Source organism: Ruminococcus bromii, assembly GCF_928721825.1.
GTDB classification, from domain to species: Bacteria; Bacillota; Clostridia; order Oscillospirales; family Acutalibacteraceae; genus Ruminococcoides; species Ruminococcoides bromii.
In genome coordinates, this window is record NZ_CAKMVP010000003.1 from 1,983,426 (window position 1) to 2,001,385 (window position 17,960).

At 43.7% G+C, this 17,960-nt stretch carries 19 protein-coding genes; 14 read left to right on the forward strand and 5 right to left on the reverse strand.

All coding sequences use genetic code 11. The features are described from left to right. Nucleotides 1–84: 84 nt before the first annotated feature. A complete protein-coding gene (locus QDI94_RS09710; protein WP_278868631.1) occupies nt 85–432 on the reverse strand; it encodes a hypothetical protein in 348 nt (115 codons plus the stop codon). Between the two features lie 25 nt (nt 433–457). Between QDI94_RS09710 and QDI94_RS09715 the strand changes: the two genes are divergently transcribed. Next, nucleotides 458–916, forward strand: coding sequence for a hypothetical protein (locus tag QDI94_RS09715; RefSeq protein ID WP_278868634.1), 459 nt, complete (start codon nt 458–460; stop codon nt 914–916). 491 nt (nt 917–1,407) lie between these two features. On the opposite strand, the gene QDI94_RS09720 is transcribed toward QDI94_RS09715, so the two are convergent. From QDI94_RS09720 to QDI94_RS09730, 3 genes are read right to left on the reverse strand one after another with little or no spacing between them, the layout of a single operon-like run. Continuing rightward, nucleotides 1,408–2,613: an aspartate kinase gene (locus QDI94_RS09720; protein ID WP_101028837.1), complete on the reverse strand. Its 1,206-nt coding sequence runs from the start codon at nt 2,611–2,613 to the stop codon at nt 1,408–1,410. A gap of 24 nt (nt 2,614–2,637) precedes the next feature. Then, nucleotides 2,638–3,873 (reverse strand): homoserine dehydrogenase, encoded by a 1,236-nt coding sequence (locus tag QDI94_RS09725; protein ID WP_278868637.1) that lies wholly within the window; start codon nt 3,871–3,873, stop codon nt 2,638–2,640. A 45-nt stretch (nt 3,874–3,918) separates the two neighbouring features. Further along, nucleotides 3,919–6,399 carry a transglycosylase domain-containing protein gene (locus tag QDI94_RS09730; protein ID WP_278868640.1) on the reverse strand — a complete coding sequence of 827 codons (2,481 nt, stop codon included), beginning with the start codon at nt 6,397–6,399 and terminating at the stop codon, nt 3,919–3,921. Between the two features lie 318 nt (nt 6,400–6,717). Here QDI94_RS09730 and QDI94_RS09735 point away from each other — a divergent pair, with 318 nt between their 5' ends. The 10 genes from QDI94_RS09735 (at nt 6,718) to QDI94_RS09780 (ending at nt 15,096) form a co-directional block, all read left to right on the forward strand. Further along, entirely contained in the window at nt 6,718–7,047 is a 330-nt protein-coding gene (locus tag QDI94_RS09735; protein ID WP_278868643.1) for a hypothetical protein, read from the forward strand. Nucleotides 7,048–7,234: 187 nt separating this feature from the next. After that, nucleotides 7,235–8,185 carry an enoyl-[acyl-carrier-protein] reductase FabK gene (gene fabK, locus QDI94_RS09740; RefSeq protein WP_101028841.1) on the forward strand — a complete coding sequence of 317 codons (951 nt, stop codon included), beginning with the start codon at nt 7,235–7,237 and terminating at the stop codon, nt 8,183–8,185. Continuing rightward, a complete protein-coding gene (fabD, locus tag QDI94_RS09745; RefSeq protein WP_278868648.1) occupies nt 8,173–9,075 on the forward strand; it encodes an ACP S-malonyltransferase in 903 nt (300 codons plus the stop codon). The genes fabK and fabD overlap by 13 nt, the downstream gene beginning before the upstream one ends. Before the next feature lie 22 nt (nt 9,076–9,097). Further along, nucleotides 9,098–9,841, forward strand: a complete 744-nt coding sequence (fabG, locus tag QDI94_RS09750; RefSeq protein ID WP_101028843.1) for a 3-oxoacyl-[acyl-carrier-protein] reductase — start codon at nt 9,098–9,100, stop codon at nt 9,839–9,841. A 17-nt stretch (nt 9,842–9,858) separates the two neighbouring features. After that, nucleotides 9,859–11,088, forward strand: a complete 1,230-nt coding sequence (gene fabF / locus QDI94_RS09755; protein ID WP_278868652.1) for a beta-ketoacyl-ACP synthase II — start codon at nt 9,859–9,861, stop codon at nt 11,086–11,088. 14 nt (nt 11,089–11,102) lie between these two features. After that, a complete protein-coding gene (gene accB / locus QDI94_RS09760; protein WP_278868654.1) occupies nt 11,103–11,576 on the forward strand; it encodes an acetyl-CoA carboxylase biotin carboxyl carrier protein in 474 nt (157 codons plus the stop codon). A 12-nt stretch (nt 11,577–11,588) separates the two neighbouring features. After that, on the forward strand, nt 11,589–12,008 hold the full coding sequence (locus tag QDI94_RS09765) for a 3-hydroxyacyl-ACP dehydratase FabZ family protein (protein WP_015522656.1): 420 nt from the start codon (nt 11,589–11,591) through the stop codon (nt 12,006–12,008). 75 nt (nt 12,009–12,083) lie between these two features. Beyond that, nucleotides 12,084–13,442: an acetyl-CoA carboxylase biotin carboxylase subunit gene (accC, locus tag QDI94_RS09770; protein WP_101028846.1), complete on the forward strand. Its 1,359-nt coding sequence runs from the start codon at nt 12,084–12,086 to the stop codon at nt 13,440–13,442. 5 nt (nt 13,443–13,447) lie between these two features. Beyond that, the gene (gene accD, locus QDI94_RS09775; protein WP_278868656.1) at nt 13,448–14,311 is read left to right on the forward strand and encodes an acetyl-CoA carboxylase, carboxyltransferase subunit beta; all 864 of its coding nucleotides are present in this window, start codon (nt 13,448–13,450) and stop codon (nt 14,309–14,311) included. A gap of 2 nt (nt 14,312–14,313) precedes the next feature. After that, nucleotides 14,314–15,096 (forward strand): acetyl-CoA carboxylase carboxyltransferase subunit alpha, encoded by a 783-nt coding sequence (locus QDI94_RS09780; protein WP_278418919.1) that lies wholly within the window; start codon nt 14,314–14,316, stop codon nt 15,094–15,096. Nucleotides 15,097–15,273: 177 nt separating this feature from the next. Here QDI94_RS09780 and QDI94_RS09785 read toward each other — a convergent pair whose 3' ends face one another. After that, complete coding sequence (locus QDI94_RS09785; RefSeq protein WP_278868659.1) at nt 15,274–15,453, reverse strand: hypothetical protein; 180 nt, start codon at nt 15,451–15,453, stop codon at nt 15,274–15,276. A 261-nt stretch (nt 15,454–15,714) separates the two neighbouring features. On the opposite strand from QDI94_RS09785, the gene mraZ reads away from it, so the two are divergent. From mraZ to QDI94_RS09800, 3 genes are all read left to right on the forward strand, one after another. Beyond that, complete coding sequence (gene mraZ / locus QDI94_RS09790) at nt 15,715–16,134, forward strand: division/cell wall cluster transcriptional repressor MraZ (RefSeq protein WP_101028850.1); 420 nt, start codon at nt 15,715–15,717, stop codon at nt 16,132–16,134. Between the two features lie 10 nt (nt 16,135–16,144). Further along, nucleotides 16,145–17,068, forward strand: coding sequence for a 16S rRNA (cytosine(1402)-N(4))-methyltransferase RsmH (gene rsmH, locus QDI94_RS09795; protein ID WP_101028851.1), 924 nt, complete (start codon nt 16,145–16,147; stop codon nt 17,066–17,068). Between the two features lie 272 nt (nt 17,069–17,340). Then, nucleotides 17,341–17,889, forward strand: a complete 549-nt coding sequence (locus QDI94_RS09800) for a hypothetical protein (protein WP_101028852.1) — start codon at nt 17,341–17,343, stop codon at nt 17,887–17,889. The last annotated feature ends 71 nt before the right edge of the window (nt 17,890–17,960 follow it).

Consider the following 17,960-nt stretch of genomic DNA (forward strand, 5'->3'; position numbering starts at 1 on the left):
CAGCTCCTTCATTTGCTATTTTCTTGCCATTTATTTTATCATAAAACTGTATACTATGTCTTTGCACTGTTGTATACTATGTTACTACACTGCACATATCATCCGCCCGCAGTTAAAGACAGATTTACTTAAGAGATTCTCTGATTCGGCATAATCTGTGTTGTATTTTATACCTTTTAATAATTCTTGGTTTAAATCTTTAGTAGCTTCTGCAAATTTTGACTGCTTGAGTATATCTGCTTCATTAGCAGTTACTTTATTTCTTAAAACCTTGTCATCTAAGCTTTTGGCGTAGGTTTTATATTCTTCATATTTGTCAGTAGCTTTGGTAATATCTTGCTTTGTTCTGGCTTTGGCAGCCGTAGTAAACCATCTGATGTGTTTACCATTATCTTTGTCTAAGTATGTTTGGAGTATCTTTCCCTTAGACACAATATATTAATAAGAAGGTGTTTTAATGCTTGAAGTAGCAATATGTCCAAAATGTGGAGAAGTTAATTACCCTGCATTGGATAAGAAATGTTATTGTTGTTGGGTTGGTTTTCTTAAAAGACCTCGTAAATTGCTTTTTGAAGTCACAGAACAATTGCAGCGAGAGCACTTTGAACGAGATGTTTTGGGGAGCCAAGAGGCTGAATATCTTTTTTGGTATGAAAAATTCCTTAAAGACTGTCCTGAATATGATAATAGTCTATATGAAGAACACTTAAATAACAACAGACGCTGGGATTTAGTGACGAAACAACGACTTAATGAATTATCTTCCAAGCCAACTGTTAAATGTCCATATTGCGGTTCTCTGCGTACTACTAAAATTTCAACAAGTAGTAGAGTAGCTTCATCTCTCACACTCGGCTTAGCAAGCAATAAGATAGGCAAGAACTATCAATGTAATGATTGCAAAGCCACCTTCTAATTAATAATTTGAGCAGTGTTTTATAATACTGCTCTTTTTGTTTGTTTATAAAACTTTTCTTTTATATGATAGTCACTGTTGTCTCAGTGTCGATTTGGACTATACAATTTAAGGTCATTTCATATCGTTGAAACTACCTCAAGAGGCTTATAGTCTCTGAACCTCCGCTTATGCGGCTGGATGCTGATTATGGCTTATTACGGCGGTTAGCTTTTGACATACGCCGAACAATAACTTGTTTCTGACTTTCGTCTCCGTATGGCGTTCGCCGCTACGAAAAAATCCCTGTCCATTGTGGACAGGGATTTTCATTTGCATTATAAAAAAGTTTTAGGGCTGCGAACCTCGGCTCTTCTAATGTCAAGCCTCGTTGTTCTCCGCTATTCCTAAAATAACTTCCACTCGTCTAATCCGTTTCAATTACTTGCGTAATTTTCAAGGCTTAGTCCTCGTCGGTCGTTATTTTAGGGCTGCGAACCTCGGCTCTTCTATTAGTCAAAGAATTTGCTGTGGATAGCGCTTACAGCCTTGTCAGCGTCTGCTGAATCAATAAGAACCGAAACCTTGATTTCGCTTGTGCTGATCATCTGGATGTTGACCTGAGCGTCATAAAGAGCCTCAAACATCTTTGTAGCAACGCCTGCGTGGCTTTCCATACCTGCGCCGACGATTGAAATCTTAGCTACCTTATCGTCATAGAGAATTTCCTCTGCACCGAGGTTCTCTGTGTATTCCTTCATAAGAGCAACAGCCTCTTCGCCTCTGTTCTTGGCAACTGTAAAGCTGATGTCCTTCTTGCCGTCATGACCGATTGACTGAAGAATAATGTCAACATTGATATCTTTAGCAGAAAGCTTTGAGAACATCTTAAAAGCAAGACCGGGGATATTCGGAACACCCATAACAGAAATTCTTGCAACATCTGTATCTTTAGCAACACCGCTGATTAACATTTTTTCCATTTTAGTTTTCTCCTTTACAATTGTACCCGAAGCCTTTGTCATACTTGAAAGCACTTCAAGCTCGATATTATATTTTTTAGCCATTTCAACCGAACGGTTGTTAAGAACCTGAGCACCGAGTGTAGCAAGCTCAAGCATTTCGTCATAAGAGATTTCCTGAAGCTTCTTAGCGTTCTTAACCTTTCTCGGATCAGCTGTGTAAACACCCTCAACATCGGTGAAAATCTGACAGAGATCAGCGTGCATTGAAGCCGCAATAGCTACGGCACTTGTGTCTGAACCACCTCTGCCGAGTGTTGTAATATCGCCGTATTTTGAAATGCCCTGGAAGCCTGCAACGATTACAATGTTCTTCTTGTCAAGCTCTTTCTTAATTCTGTCAGGCTCAACTTTTCTGATTCTTGCGCTTGTGTGAGCAGAAGTGGTATTGAAACCTGCCTGCCAGCCAAGAAGAGAAACAGCGTGGTAACCGAGCTTTTCGATTGCCATTGCAAGAAGTGAAATAGAAATCTGCTCGCCTGCGGCAAGAAGCATATCCTTTTCTCTTTTTGAAGCCTTTGGATTGATTTCGTTTGCCTTTTCAATGAGATCGTCTGTTGTGTCGCCCTGAGCGGATACAACAACTACAACATCATTGCCCTTTGCGTAAGTGTCTGTTACGATTGATGCAACATTCATTACTCTTTCGGCATTGGCAACAGAGCTGCCGCCAAATTTCTGAACTATCAAACTCATGTACTTAATACTCCCTCTGTAAAATTATAAATCAGCCACACGGATACTTGAAAGTACCGAAACACCGTCAGCCTCAAGCTGAGCAATCTTCTCGGCAAATTCGTTGTACGGCATAGCCTTGACAACAAATGCTTTTTCTTCGGCAGGTGCGTCAGCCTTATTGATTACTGTTACCTCACCGAATATTTTTTCTGCCTTTTCTGCAACATTACTGCCGTTTGCACGAACATACATGGCACGGCTTGACTCCTCCCAAGGAAGAATGTTTTTGCCGTTGCCGTCTGCCCAGTAAAGGAACTTTCTTGTCTTGAGGTGCTTACAGCAGTCGATTACATCGGCTACAACTGCGCTTGCTGTAGGAAGCTTGCCCGCACCCTTGCCGTAGAATACTACATCGCCTGTGCAGTCGCCTCTTACCATAATGCCGTTGAACTCATAGTCAATGTTAGCAAGCTGGCTCTTGTTCGGAACGAGCATAGGAGCAACGATAATGTCAATCTTGCCGTCCGCAAGACGCTTAACACTGCCGATAAGCTTAATTACGCAATGGAAAGCCTCAGCGTATCTTACATCTTCAAGTGTAATTTTTGTAATGCCCTCTGTATGTACAGAGTCGGGATAAACATGCTTTCCGTATGCAAGAGATGCAAGAATACAAATCTTACGGCAAGCATCGTGACCTTCAATATCAGCGGCAGGATTTCTCTCGGCAAAGCCAAGCTCCTGAGCAAGCTTGAGCGCATCGTCAAACTGCATACCGTCTTCAATCATCTTTGTAAGGATAAAGTTTGTTGTACCGTTAAGAATACCGGCAATCTCATCAACATTGTTTGCAACAAGACACTGGCTCATCGGGCGGATAATCGGAATACCGCCGCCTACCGACGCTTCAAAGAGAAAGTTTGTGTTTGTTTCTTTTGCGATTTCAAGAAGCTCTGCACCGTGAGCGGCAACAAGCTCCTTGTTTGAAGTAACAACACTCTTGCCTGCTTTAAGACATCTCTTTACAAAGTCATAAGCAGGGTTAAGACCGCCCATAACCTCAACAACAACTCTTATTTCGAGGTCGTTGATGATATCTTCAAAGTTTTTTGTGAATCTGTCTGCAAGCGGACTGTCGGGAAATTCGCGAAGGTCAAGAATCTTCTTGACATAAACCTCTTCACCGATGCTTGCATAAAGCTTCTGTTTGTGTGTTGTAAAGATTTCGGCAACGCCCGAACCTACAACACCGTGACCCATAATTGCTATTGAAACCATATCTAAAAACCTTTCCTTTCGAGTTTTTGGTTTTAACCTGTTATTTTATTCTGCCGCAGAAGGGGCGTCGCCTCCTCCTGACGATTCACCGCCTCCTGACGGCTCTCCTCCGCCTGAGGATTCCCCTCCGCCTGAAAGTTCTCCGCCTGAATTATCTCCTCCGCCTGAATTGTCACCGCCTGAATTATCTCCTCCGCCGGAGGTGTCGCCGCCTGAATTATCTCCTCCGCCGGAATTGTCGCCGCCTGAATTATCTCCTCCGCTGTTGCTTGTGTCGCCGCCGTAATAGCTACCGCTGTTGTCACCGCCGTAATTGGGATCGTAGTAGCTTGACGAGTCGGAAACATCCGAACCGTATTCATAGTTGCCGCTGTAATACGAACCGCCGGTACTCGGCATATTATCCTCGGTGTAGTAACCCACATACCGCCCCGAGATGTTATCTGTTGAAACAATAAGTCCCGTTGTTGGGTTATATGTTGCCTCAATCAGGTTATCGGATATTTTATATTCCTTGTTTTCCTTGCCTTCAAGGTAATTGCCCATAACATTTGCAAAGAATTTTGCCGCGGTTGTTCTTCCGCTGTAAGAAATGGTTGAAGGATGATCAAAGCCGCACCAGGTTGCCATTACGGCATAAGGCGAGCCTCCGCAGAACCATGAGTCCTTATCATCATCGGTTGTACCTGTTTTGCCGATAATATCCCAGCCCGAAATTTGAGCGTAATGTGCATTTGTGTGGGCGCTGTTTGTAACATTGTAGTGAAGCAGTCTGTTCATAATGCCTGCTGTTTCTGCCGAATAAGCCTGCTTCGGAACTGCATCACGGTTATCAATGAGAATATTGTCCTCGGAATCCGTTACATAGTAGTAGGTGTACGGCTCATAGTAAAGACCGCCGTTGCCGAGATAGGTGTAGGCTGCCGCCATTTCTCTTACGGTAACGCCGCCGTTCATACCGCCGATTGAAAGAGCACCTGTGTTCTGTGCGTCCTGCTCGGAGAGATTTTGAAATCCCATCTTTGTAACAACCTGCTGATATGCAACACTCGGACCGCCGATAAGCTCCATTGTCTGAGCGGCTGTTGCGTTAGATGACCACTCAATCGCATCCGGAAGGCTCATATTGCCGTTGTAGTAGCCGTATGCGTTGTTAGGACCCGAAACAAGCTGACCGCTTTCGTTTGTACGGTAGTTGTCAAGCGGTTCATCAAGCACCATTGATGAGAAGTAAAGCTTCTTTGATTCGATTGCGTAAGGATAAACGACAACCGGTTTGATTGAAGAACCCGGCTGAAGCACGGAGTTGTAGGATCTGTCCCAGCCGAGAGCTCCCTCTTTCTTTGTTGAAGAACCGACTGTTGCGATTACTCTGCCGTCATATCCCATAACTGTTGACGCAATTTGAAGGTCGGGATCGTTTGATTTATCAATATTGAGCGCCGCATTTTCAAGGTAGGTCTGGGTCTTTTCGTCCATTGCGCAGTAGATTTTAAGTCCCTCTGTGTAGAGCTTTAAAGAAGCTGCCGACTCACTTATGTTGTAGTATTCTGCCAAATCTTTCTGAAGATCACGGAAAACCTGATCAATATACCAGTTCTGAATATCTGCTTCGTCATCGTCGTCATCGTCATCGGACGCCTGCCAGCCGACAAATTTCATTGTGGCACTTTCCTTCATTGCCGCGTCATATTCGTCTTTGGTAATTTTTTTCTGATCGTACATTTCGTTGATTACAATCTCGCGGCGTTCCTTGTTGTTTTCGGGGAAAACAAGAGGATTCCATCTTGACGGATTCTGTGTAATTCCCGCTATTGCCGCACATTCGGCTATGGAGCATTCCTTGATGCTCTTGCCAAAATAGAGCTGAGCCGCAGACTCAACGCCCTGACAGTTATTGCCGAAGTTTACAACATTTAAGTAGGCTTCAAGAATCTGATCCTTGGTATATTCCTGCTCAAGCTTGAGTGCCTTTGTAATTTCACGAAGCTTTCTTGTAATTGAAACCTCGTTGTCATCTGTAATGTTCTTAATGAGCTGTTGGGTGATTGTTGAACCGCCATACGAATCGGAGCCTGTAGCAAGGTTTGCAACAGCGGAAAGGGTTCTGCCCCAGTCAACGCCGTTGTGGTCAAAGAAACGCTTGTCCTCAATTGCTACCACAGCGTCCTTCATTGCCTGAGGAATATCCTGATTGTCAACCCAAATTCTGTTTTCGGTGTCATACAGCTTTTGATACTCCGTAAATTCCTTTGAGTTGTCCTTTTGAATATAGATTCGGCTCGTCTGGTTCATTGACTTTGCCTTGAGGTCAATACCGGTCGGTTCGGATGCAAGGGTAAAAATGTAGACAGCAAGTGAAATGCCTGTAATAAGCAGGGCTACCAGACAGACCGAACAAACGGTAATCAGGAACTTGCCGAAACCCCTGAAAAATCTTTTTGCACCTCCGTCAGCCTTTTTGGACAATTCATTTTGCTGAAGGTCCTTATACTGACTGATGTCGGTTTCACGCTTGTTTCGCATATTATCTCCTTTATCAATTCACAGTTTCGGTCAATTAAACCGTAATTTTGCAACTTGTTTGAGTTATTTGCACGAACACGGTGCACTGATTGTAATATAAGTTATATAATAACAAATATGTCCAAAATTACAAGCAGAGATACTCATTTGCTTATTATATCACTTGCAAAGGAAAAAATAAATATATTAAACCAAATTTTTGTTAAAAAAAATAAGAATTTACGGTGCTCTTTTGGTGTGAAATTTATAAAAACGGTGAATATAACATATAGTTTGGGCAAAAATAGAAGTAAAAACTGACGGAAAGAGTGCTGAACAATGAAAAAAATAGTTGGACTGACAGGTGTGATTTTAATTGCGTGCATGATGATAAGCTCGCTTTTTGCCCCTGCAAATTCTGTTGAAAACACCTCTGCAGCAAGTGATTATTCGGCTTCGCAGAATAACGGTATGGAGGAAAGTGACTACATCATAAAAGCCGAAAAAGGGTATATTGTTGTGTACAAAAAAGGTGAAGACAAGCCTTATCTGACAACCGACTGCAGAGTGTCAAATCTGCCTAAGGGCGACGCACTTTACCTTGAAAAAGGAATTGAAATAAAGGGAAAGAAAAGCCTTATGAAGACCCTTGAGGATTATTGCAGTTAAAGGCGCAATGGTAAATAATTGTTCATATATATTGACTTTTCTGTGCTTTTGGGGTAAAATCAAACTGATATGCCATAAAGTATTGAATCAGGTGCAGAATTTGCCGTGAGTTTTTCAAAATGATGAAATCTTGCAAATTATTTGTTTCTGAAAATCAAGTAAAAATGCAGAAAAGGAGATATTACATATGATTTCTACTGTCATTGATCAGTCACTGGGTCTTGAGTTTCCCATTTTTCAGGGGGGCATGGCTTGGGTAGCTGACGCGTCACTTGCCGCAGGTGTTTCAAACGCAGGCGGCTTGGGCATTATTGCGGCTATGAATTCCAACGGTGAACAGCTCCGTGAGGAAATCAGAAAGTGCAAAAAAATGACCGATAAAATTTTCGGCGTAAACATTATGCTTATGAGTCCCTTTGCGGAAGAGGTAAGCGATGTTGTAGTTGAAGAGGGCATCAAGGTTATTACGACAGGCGCAGGCAACCCCGGCAAGTATATGGCAAAGTGGCTTGAGGCAGGCATCAAGGTTATTCCTGTTGTTCCGAGTGTTGCACTTGCAAGGAAAATGGAAAAAGACGGTGCTTTTGCCGTTATCGCAGAGGGCGGCGAGTCCGGCGGTCATGTTGGAGACCTCACAACCATGGCTCTTGTTCCTCAGGTTGTTGACGCAGTAAAAATTCCTGTAATTGCCGCAGGCGGTATTGCAGACGGCAGACAGATTGCCGCAGCGTTTATGCTCGGTGCTCAGGGCGTTCAGGTCGGCACAAGATTTCTCGTTGCAAAGGAATGTACTATCTCTCAGGAATATAAGAACAAAATTCTCAAAGCAAGAGATATTGACACAGTTGTAACAGGTAAAAGACTCGGTCATCCTGTTCGTTCAATCCGTAACTCGTTTACCCGTGAATATACAAAGGCTGAGTACGATTCAGCTAATGTTTCCGATGAGGAGCTTGAAAATATGGGACTCGGCAGACTCAGAAGAGCCGTGAGAGAGGGCGATGTTTCTCAGGGTACTGTTCTTGCAGGACAGGTTGCAAGTATGGTTAAAAAGGAACAGCCGGCAAGAGAAATGATTGAAGAGATGTTCTCACAGGCAGAAGAAGTATTGAACGGAGCAACAAAATGGGTAAAATAGCATTTATTTTTTCAGGTCAGGGCGCACAGTACAGCGGTATGGGCAAGGACCTTTACGATAATTCGCCTGCCGCAAAGGCTGTTTACGAAATGGCTGATTCTATAAGAGAAAACACCTCTAAGCAGTGCTTTGAGGGTACAATGGAGGAGCTTTCAAAGACAGTAAATACACAGCCGTGTATTTTTACTGCCGACCTTGCAGCCGCAAGAGCTCTTGTTGAAAAGGGTATCACTCCCGATTGCGTAGCAGGCTTTTCACTCGGTGAGATTTCTGCACTTGCTTTTTCGGGAATCCTTTCCGATGAAGAGGCTTTCAGACTCGTTTGCAAAAGAGGCGAGCTTATGGACAAAGCCGCAACGGAAAATCCCGGTGCAATGGCTGCCGTGTTAAAGCTTACTCCAGAAAAGGTTGAAGAAATCTGCTCAAGGTTTGACAAAACATATCCCGTAAACTACAACTCACCGGCTCAGACTGTTGTTGCAACAACAAGTGAAAATGCCGACGCTTTCTGCGAGGCAGTTAAAGCAGAGGGCGGAAGGGCAAAACTTCTTGCAGTAAGCGGTGCGTTCCATTCTCCCTTTATGGCTGATGCCGCAGAGGGACTCGGAAGGTATATGGAAAATGTTGACTTTGCTCAGCCAAAGGTTCAGATTTATTCCGATTACACGGCTAAGCCGTATTCGGGCGATTTCAAAACGCTTGTAAAGGCACAGGTTGAGAATCCCGTAAAATGGCAGACTATTGTTGAAAATATGATAAATGACGGCGTTGACACCTTTATTGAGGTTGGTGTGGGCAAAACTCTCACAGGTCTTGTAAAGAGAATCAACGGTGATGTAAAGGCATTCAAGGTTGAAACTGCGGCTGATATTGACGCACTTGAACTTTGATACTGTTCGGAGGTATAATATAATGAGATTTGAAAATAAAACAGCCGTAGTAACAGGCGGCTCAAGAGGCATCGGCCTTGCAATCGCAACAAAGCTTGCAAAAGAGGGTGCTAACATCGCAATTCTCTATGTAGGTGACGAAAACGAGGGCATTAAGGCTAAGGAAGAGCTTTCACAGTACGGCACAAAGGTTGAGCAGTATTTCTGCGATGTTTCAAACTTTGAAGAGTCAAAGAAGGTTGTCGATCAGGTTATCGAGGAGTTCGGCAGTATCGAAATTCTTGTAAACAACGCAGGTATCACAAGAGATAAGCTCGTTTTAAATATGGACGAAAAAGATTTTGACGCTGTAATCAATGTAAACCTCAAGGGTACATTCAATATGATTAAGCATACATACAAGCACTTTATGAAAAAGCGTTACGGCAGAATCTGCAGTACAGCGTCAATTGTCGGTCTTACCGGCAACGCAGGTCAGGCTAACTATTCTGCATCAAAGGCAGGTATTATCGGTCTTACAAAGTCGGTTGCAAAGGAACTTGCAGGCAGAGGCGTTACGGCTAATGCAGTTGCTCCGGGTTACATTGCAACAGATATGACAAGTGTACTTCCCGATAAGGTAAAGGACGCAATGAAAGCACAGATTCCTGCAAAGCGTATCGGTACTCCCGATGATGTTGCAGATGTAGTAGCTTTCCTCTGCTCTGACGATGCCGCTTATGTAACAGGCGAGGTTATCAGAGTTGACGGCGGACTTGCAATGTAATTGATTTGGAGGATATAATGAGCAGAAGAGTAGTTGTAACAGGTATGGGCGCAATTTCACCGATCGGTAACGATGTGCCTACAATGTGGAAAAATATGGTTGACGGCGTTTGCGGTATCGAAACAATCACAGCTTTCGATACAAGTGACCTCAAGGTTCACATCGCAGGTACAGTCAAGGATTTTGATCCCACACAGTATATTGAGAAAAAAGAAGTAAGAAAGCTTGACCCATATACACAGTACGCAATTGCAGCGGCACAGCAGGCAGTTGACGACAGCGGTATCATAGGCAAGATTGACGAGAACCGTTTCGGTGTTTATATCGGTGCAGGTATCGGCGGTTTGCAGACCTTTGTTAAGAATACAGTGGGCATGGAAAACGGAGGCCCGAGAAAGGTTTCTCCTTTCTTCATTCCGATGATGATCGGTAATATCGCAACAGGCAATGTTGCAATCCGTTTTAACGCAAAGGGCGTTTCTCTTTCGGTTATGAGTGCCTGTGCAACAGGTACAAACTCAATCGGTGAGGCTTTCCACTGCATCAAGGACGGCTACGCTGACGCTATCATCGCAGGCGGTTCAGAGGCAGTTGTTGCTCCCCTCACAATTGCAGGCTTCCAGAATATGAAAGCTCTTTCAACAAACGATGATCCAAAGCACGCATCCCGTCCGTTCGACAAAAACCGTGACGGTTTCATCATGGGCGAGGGCGCAGGCATGCTCGTTCTTGAAGAGTATGAGCACGCAGTTGCAAGAGGTGCTAAGATTTATGCAGAGCTTTCAGGCTACGGCAATACTTGTGACGCACATCATGTTACAGCTCCCGATCCTAACGGTGCAGGTCTTGCAAGAGCCATTAAGATTGCTTTTGAGGAGGCAAATGTTGCCGATGACGCACAGCTTTACATCAATGCTCACGGCACAAGCACACATCTTAACGACCTTACCGAAACAATGGCTATCAAGACTGCTCTCGGTGAAAAGGCTTATGATGCAAATATCAGCTCAACAAAATCAATGACAGGTCATCTTCTCGGTGCAACAGGCGCAATTGAGGCTATCGCTTCGGTTATGGCTCTCAATGACGGCATTATTCCGCCGACAATCAACCTTGACGAACCTGATGAAGGTCTTGACCTTAACTATACACCTAACAAAGCAGTTAAGCGTGATGTAAATGTTGCCGCTTCAACCAACCTCGGCTTTGGCGGACATGACGCTTGTCTTGTATTTAAAAAATATTAAGTGAGGGAATTACTATGAATAAAATCGAAGAAATCAAGGAATATATTTCCCTTCTTGAAAACTCTTCTTTGAGCGTTCTTGAAATTGAAAAAGAGGACGGCACAAAGATTCATCTTGAAAAAGAACATCCGGCACAGCAGATTTTTAATGCATCACCAATCGGCGCATATCAGCCGACTGCAACAGATGCTCCCGCTCCTGCGCCTGTTCAGCCACAGGCTCCTGCGGCTCAGTCTGCCGCTCCCGAGGAAGACGCCAAGACTGTAAACGCTCCGATTGTCGGCGTATTCTATGCCGCATCGGCACCGGGCAAGGCTCCTTTTGCTCCTGTCGGAAAGAAAGTAAGCAAGGGTTCAACCGTTTGCATTATCGAGGCTATGAAGTGTATGAACGAAATTCAGGCTGAGGACGACTATGAAATCGTTGAAGTTCTTGTTAAGGACGGAGATCTTGTTGAATACGGTCAGCCGTTATTCAAGGTTAAATAATCGGAGGACAGTATGAATCAGGAAGAAATTAAAAAGATTTTGCCGCACCGTGACAATATGCTTCTTGTTGAAGAGGCTGAAAGCGTTGACGAAAACACGGCAAAGGGCAGATATACAATCAAAGGTGACGAGTTCTTTTTGCAGGGACATTTTCCCGGTAACCCCGTTGTTCCGGGTGTTATTCTCTGCGAAATGATGGGACAGGCAAGCTGTTGCCTTCTTGCAGACAAGGTTAAGAACTGCACACCTTACTTTACAAAGATGAACAATGTTAAGTTCAGAAATCCCGTGAAACCGGGCGACACTCTTGAAAGTGTCTGCACACTCACAAAGAGCAGAGGTGCATTCTACTTTATTGACGCAAAGGGTTATGTTGACGGCAAGCTCTGTGTAAGTGCCGAGCTTTCGTTTGCACTTGTTGAAAATAAGTGATTGATTTTTAAAGGGCTGTCTGTGCCGTTTTGGGTGCAGACAGCCGTAATGCGATAAATAACTGGAAGTGAAAAAATGTTCTCAAAAATTCTGATTGCCAACCGTGGCGAAATTGCAGTAAGAATTATCCGTGCGTGCCGTGAAATGGGCATCAGCACTGTTGCAATTTATTCCGAGGCGGATAAAGATTCTTTGCATGTTCAGCTTGCCGATGAAAGCTACTGCGTAGGCGGTAGCCGTGTTGCCGACAGCTACCTCAATATGCCTGCGATTCTCACCGTTGCCGTTGAAAGCGGTGCTCAGGCTATTCATCCCGGCTACGGACTTTTGTCCGAAAATGCCAAGTTTGTTTCGCTCTGTGAACAGTGCAACATCAACTTCATCGGTCCTTCATCCGATATGATAAAGCTTTTGGGTGACAAGGACAACGCAAGAAAGACTATGCGTGCCGCAGGTGTTCCCGTAACCCCCGGCTGCGATATTGTTGAAAGCGTTGAACAGGCAAAAGAGGAAGCTGAAAAAATCGGTTTTCCGCTTCTCATCAAGGCTCGTTCAGGCGGCGGCGGAAAGGGTATTCGCCGTGTTGATTCAATTGAGCAGTTTGAAGAGGCATTTTTGTCAGCTTCAAGCGAGGCGCAGTCGGCATTCGGCGACGGTGCCTGCTACATAGAAAAATTCATTCACCCTGTAAAGCACATTGAAATGCAGCTTTTGTGCGACAAATACGGCAATATCGTTTGTCTTGGCGAGCGTGAATGTTCTGTTCAGAGAAAGAACCAAAAGATGATTGAAGAAAGTCCAAGCCCCGCTCTTGACGAGAAAACCCGTAAAGAGATGATGATTGCGGCTGTTAAGGCGGCAAAGGCAGTCAACTATGTCAATGCAGGCACAGTTGAATTTTTGCTTGATATGGACAACAACTTCTACTTTATGGAGATGAACACCCGTCTTCAGGTTGAACACGGCGTTACCGAAATGGTAACAGGACTTGATATTGTTCAGTGGCAGATAAGAATTGCCGCAGGTGCAAAGCTTTCCCGCACTCAGGACAGCATCTTCACACACGGCAATGTAATTGAATGCCGAATCAATGCCGAAAATCCGGAAAAGGGATTCAGACCGAGCTGCGGAAGAATTACAAGACTTCACACTCCGGGCGGTGCATTTGTAAGATTTGATACGGCGATTTATCAGGACTATTTTGTTCCTCCGTACTATGATTCGATGATCGGCAAGCTGATTGTTCAGGCAAGAAGCCGTGCCGAGGCGATCAGAAAGATGAAAATGGCTCTTTCCGAGCTTACCATTGACGGAATTGACATTAACCGTGACCTTCTTGCCGAGATTCTCTCGGACGAACAGTTTGTGAGCGGTGAATATACAACAGATTTTATGGCAGAGTTTGAAGAAAAACACGCCGACAGGAAGAAGTAAAAGATATGGATTTGTTTGCTTTCAGAAAACCGAAGAATGAGCTTGAGTCCGATGAGGGCGAGAGCAAAAATGTACCCTTCGTTCCCGAAGAAATGTGGATAAAATGCCCCAAATGCAACACTATGCTCCTTACGACGGATATGGAGGAAAATCTTCATGTCTGCACAAAGTGCAACCACCATTTCAGAATGAACGGAAGAGATCGAGTTGAAATGCTTGCCGACAAGGATACCTTTGTTGAATTTGACGCTGACCTTTCAAGCCATAATATTCTTGATTTTCCGGGATATGACGAAAAGCTTGAAAAGGCGAGAAAAACAGGTGCTAAGGAGTCTGTTATCTGCGGCGAGTGTAAAATGAACGGCATTGATGCCGTTCTCTGCGTTATGGATCCGACCTTTATGATGGGAAGTATGGGCGTTGTAACGGGTGAAAAAATCACCCGTGCATTTGAATACGCAACCGAAAATGCAATGCCGATTGTTGTTTGTACTGCGGCCGGCGGTGCAAGAATGCAGGAGGGTATCCTCTCGCTTATGCAAATGGCGAAAACCTCGGGTGCGGTAAAAAGACACAGTGACGCAGGTAATCTCTACATCACCGTGCTTACAGACCCGACAACAGGCGGTGTTACGGCGTCGTTTGCAATGGAGGGCGACATTATTCTTGCCGAGCCCGATTGCCTTGTTGCCTTTGCAGGCCCGAGAGTAATCGAGCAGACAATCCGTCAAAAGCTCCCCAAGGACTTCCAAACCTCGGAATTTGTTCTTCAGAAGGGCTTTATCGATTCGGTTGTCAGCAGAAATAATTTGAAATCTACACTTGTAAAACTGCTTAAATTGCACGGTTACAGCGGTGAGGAGGCTTAAAAATGACAGCTTACGAAAAGGTTATGGCAGCGAGAGATGCTAACAAGCTGACCTCGGTTGACTATATTGCCCATATGTTCGGTGACAGCTTCATTGAGCTTCACGGTGACCGCAGATATGCCGATGATAAAGCAGTTGTTGCAGGACTTGCAATGCTCTTTGACACTCCTGTTACTGTAATCGGAATTGAAAAGGGCAGAAATACAAAAGAGCGTGTTGAACGCAACTTCGGTCAGGCTCATCCCGAGGGCTACCGCAAGGCTTTAAGACTTATGAAACAGGCTGAAAAGTTCAGAAGACCTGTTCTTTGCCTTGTTGATACAAGCGGTGCATACCCCGGAATCGGTGCGGAGGAAAGAGGTCAGGGACAGGCTATTGCCGAAAACCTCATGGAAATGATGACTCTCAAAACTCCCGTACTTACCGTTCTTATCGGTGAGGGCGGCAGCGGCGGTGCGCTTGCACTGGCAGTTTCCGACGAAGTATGGATGCTTGAAAATTCCGTTTATTCGGTAATTTCTCCCGAGGGTTGTGCGTCAATTCTCTGGAAAGACAGCTCAAAGGCGGCTGATGCGGCAGAGGCTCTCAGGCTTACCGCACAGGATTTGTTTGACCTCGGTGTAATCGAGAGAATCATCCGTCAGCCAAAGGCAGGCGATCAGGCTATGTTTGAAAGCCTTAAAATGCTCATCAAAAGAACATTTGAAAAGAATCTTGCCCTTGATGACGAAGAACTTTTGAATGCACGCTATGAGCGTTTCCGCAAAATAGGCATACCGGAATAATATCATTTATTTATATTGAAACGGCTCTGTATCAATAGTTTGATTAACTCAAAAAAAGAATAAAGTGTAATTACAAGGGCTGCGAAAAAACAGTCTTACAAAAATAAGAAGGCACATAACCGAAAACAGTGACGGTTATGTGCCTTTTTGCGGTTTTGGTTTTATATATAAATTAAATTATATAATATCGCCTTCTCGCAATTGTAAAACTGTTTGCTCAAACATAGCCGAAAGCCTTTCTTTAAGAGCAATGATTTTGTTGTTGCAATCCTCAATAAAGCCTTCGGTTGCCGTCTGTAATGAGAAAATGCTCTCCGATTTTGTAACCAAGGCGGTGATATTTGTAATTTTTAACACAGTAGTTTTTGCCCCCAAATGGGTAAAATCCTTTTAAAATTGATGTTTTGAGGCATAATATTCTTTTCTGAAAAAATATAGTTTCAAAGTTGAAAATTATTTTAACGATTTGTAAATATTCTTTGTTTTTTCGTAACTTTGATATTGATTTTTTCGTACCTATGGTTTATAATAAGACAAAAGGTGTCATAAGGTGTCATTTGGTGACTTTAAAAACCATTCAAGGACATCTTTTGAAGAAAAGTGTACGGAGGTGGGCAGATGTTTTCCGGAATGACAAATCATTCTATTGACGCAAAAGGAAGAATTGTACTGCCCGCAAGGTTCCGTGAACAGCTCGGCGAAACATACTATCTTGCACGAGGCTTTGGCAACAAGTGTATTCAGGTTATGTCGGTTGAGCAGTTTAATGCAATGTGCGAGAAGATTCTGGCACTTCCTGCAAACCTGTCGATGGCTGTTCAATACACCTTTAACGCTACTGCCGTCGAGGTAACTTCTAACGCACAGGGTAGGGTAATAATTCCCCAGTCTTTGCGTGAATTTGCTGAGATTGAAGGCGATGCGGTAGTAATCGGTATGACAAACAGACTCGAAATTTGGAGCAAGAAAAATTATGAGGACTATGTTGCTTCTCAGAACGAAAATCTTGCGCTTGCTCTCAAGGAGTTAAAGCTTTAAGGAGGTTTTTATGGAATTTTCTCATATTCCTGTCCTTCTTGAGCAGGCCGTAGATGCCCTTGCAATTAAGGAAAACGGCATTTATGTTGACGGTACAGCAGGCGGAGGAGGTCACAGCAGTGAAATCCTCAAGCATCTTACAACAGGCAAGCTTATTTCGATTGATCAGGATCCCGATGCAATACTCACGCTGACAGAGCGCTTTAAGAAAAACGAAAACTCAATAATTATCAAGGGTAATTTTGCCGATATGGTCGGTCTTCTTCATTCAAGAGGAGTAGGAAGAGTTGACGGTGTTCTGCTTGACATCGGCGTTTCCTCGCACCAGCTTGACACTCCAGAAAGAGGCTTTTCGTTCCATGAGGACGCGCCTCTCGATATGAGAATGAGCCAAAGCGGAACAACTGCCGCCGAGCTTGTCAACACACTTCCCGCCGGCGAATTAAGACGGATTCTCAGCGTTTACGGTGAAGAAAAGTTTGCCGGTTCAATTGTAAACGGAATCGTTAAGGCGAGAGCCGAAAAGCCGATTGAAACTACCCTTGAACTTGCGGAAATCATAAAAGAAAATGTTCCCCAGCGTGTCCGCCGTGACGGACATCCTGCGAGAAAAAGCTTTCAGGCTCTGAGAATAGCGGTAAACGATGAACTCGGAGTTCTTGAAAGAGGTCTTGACGGTGCATTTGAGCTTTTGGGAAGCGGCGGCAGGCTTGCCGTAATTACTTTCCACTCCCTTGAGGACAGAATCGTAAAACAGAAAATGGCATTATGGTGTCAGGGCTGTACCTGTCCGAAAGACTTTCCTGTTTGTGTTTGCGGAAACAAGCCAAAGGCAAAGCTTGTTGTAAAAAAACCAATTTGTGCAAATGAAACAGAATTGTCGGATAACCCGAGAGCAAGAAGTGCAAAGTTGAGAATATGCGAAAAAATTTAAAAAAATTCTCTGTGACTATGGACAAAATTGCCTGTTTGTAGTAAAATATAACAAAGTTGTAAATGTTATTACAGACACAATGGATTGTGATTGAATATGTCATAATAACAAAATGTACGGCTTTTTGATAAATGTCCGATAAAATCGGGCTGATTGTGTGTTGTGTGTTTAAATGAAATTGTTAAAGGTTTGAAACTTTTTTGCTTTATAGAAAAATAAAGCAAGAATGTGTGTTTTATGGAATTGATATAGAAAGGCACCGGGTGCATTCAATGGCTTATGAAAACAGAAATGCAGCTTATGACTTGAGTCTTTTTGATGACAGCACCGACTATGTTTCGGGTACTGCCGTTCCTGAAAGAAAAGAAGAGGTACATAAGAAGCAGGAAAGAAAAAGAAGAAAAAACAATGTTGTAAGTCTTCCGAAGGAGGAACTCCAGAAGAACAGACGCCGCAAGCATAACAAATTTAAGCTTGCTTTGGGAACAGCAGGCGGTGCGGTTGCCGCGGTTGTTATCGGCATCATAATTGTCGGTCAGGTAAGACTTACCGAACTTAATCAAGAAGTTATTACAGCGAAAGAAACTCTTGCAAATGCACAGAGCGTTTATACACAAACACAGATGAAGCTTGAATCAAAGCTTTCAACATCGGATATTGAAAAATATGCCGAGGATACACTCGGTATGACCAAGGCTACGAACACACAAAAGGAATTTGTTACTCTCTCGGGCGGAGACAAAGCAGAGGTTTCTGCAACTCAGGAAAGTGACAATATCTTTGCACAGTTCTGGAATTCAGTGCAGAATCTTTGGTCATAACATTCATGGTAATTTAATAGATATGTTATGAAAGAATGGAGAGTTAAGACTGCGTCTTGACTCTTTTTTCG

Coding starts and splice junctions, on each gene's coding strand:
- accB (WP_278868654.1), top strand. CDS start 11,103: ATGAATAAAATCGAAGAAATCAAGGAATATATTTCCCTTCTTGAAAAC.
- rsmH (WP_101028851.1), top strand. CDS start 16,145: ATGGAATTTTCTCATATTCCTGTCCTTCTTGAGCAGGCCGTAGATGCC.
- accC (WP_101028846.1), top strand. CDS start 12,084: ATGTTCTCAAAAATTCTGATTGCCAACCGTGGCGAAATTGCAGTAAGA.
- QDI94_RS09780 (WP_278418919.1), top strand. CDS start 14,314: ATGACAGCTTACGAAAAGGTTATGGCAGCGAGAGATGCTAACAAGCTG.
- fabK (WP_101028841.1), top strand. CDS start 7,235: ATGATTTCTACTGTCATTGATCAGTCACTGGGTCTTGAGTTTCCCATT.
- QDI94_RS09715 (WP_278868634.1), top strand. CDS start 458: ATGCTTGAAGTAGCAATATGTCCAAAATGTGGAGAAGTTAATTACCCT.
- mraZ (WP_101028850.1), top strand. CDS start 15,715: ATGTTTTCCGGAATGACAAATCATTCTATTGACGCAAAAGGAAGAATT.
- QDI94_RS09720 (WP_101028837.1), bottom strand. CDS start 2,613: ATGAGTTTGATAGTTCAGAAATTTGGCGGCAGCTCTGTTGCCAATGCC.
- QDI94_RS09765 (WP_015522656.1), top strand. CDS start 11,589: ATGAATCAGGAAGAAATTAAAAAGATTTTGCCGCACCGTGACAATATG.
- fabF (WP_278868652.1), top strand. CDS start 9,859: ATGAGCAGAAGAGTAGTTGTAACAGGTATGGGCGCAATTTCACCGATC.
- QDI94_RS09730 (WP_278868640.1), bottom strand. CDS start 6,399: ATGCGAAACAAGCGTGAAACCGACATCAGTCAGTATAAGGACCTTCAG.
- accD (WP_278868656.1), top strand. CDS start 13,448: ATGGATTTGTTTGCTTTCAGAAAACCGAAGAATGAGCTTGAGTCCGAT.
- QDI94_RS09735 (WP_278868643.1), top strand. CDS start 6,718: ATGAAAAAAATAGTTGGACTGACAGGTGTGATTTTAATTGCGTGCATG.
- QDI94_RS09800 (WP_101028852.1), top strand. CDS start 17,341: ATGGCTTATGAAAACAGAAATGCAGCTTATGACTTGAGTCTTTTTGAT.
- fabG (WP_101028843.1), top strand. CDS start 9,098: ATGAGATTTGAAAATAAAACAGCCGTAGTAACAGGCGGCTCAAGAGGC.
- fabD (WP_278868648.1), top strand. CDS start 8,173: ATGGGTAAAATAGCATTTATTTTTTCAGGTCAGGGCGCACAGTACAGC.
- QDI94_RS09725 (WP_278868637.1), bottom strand. CDS start 3,873: ATGGTTTCAATAGCAATTATGGGTCACGGTGTTGTAGGTTCGGGCGTT.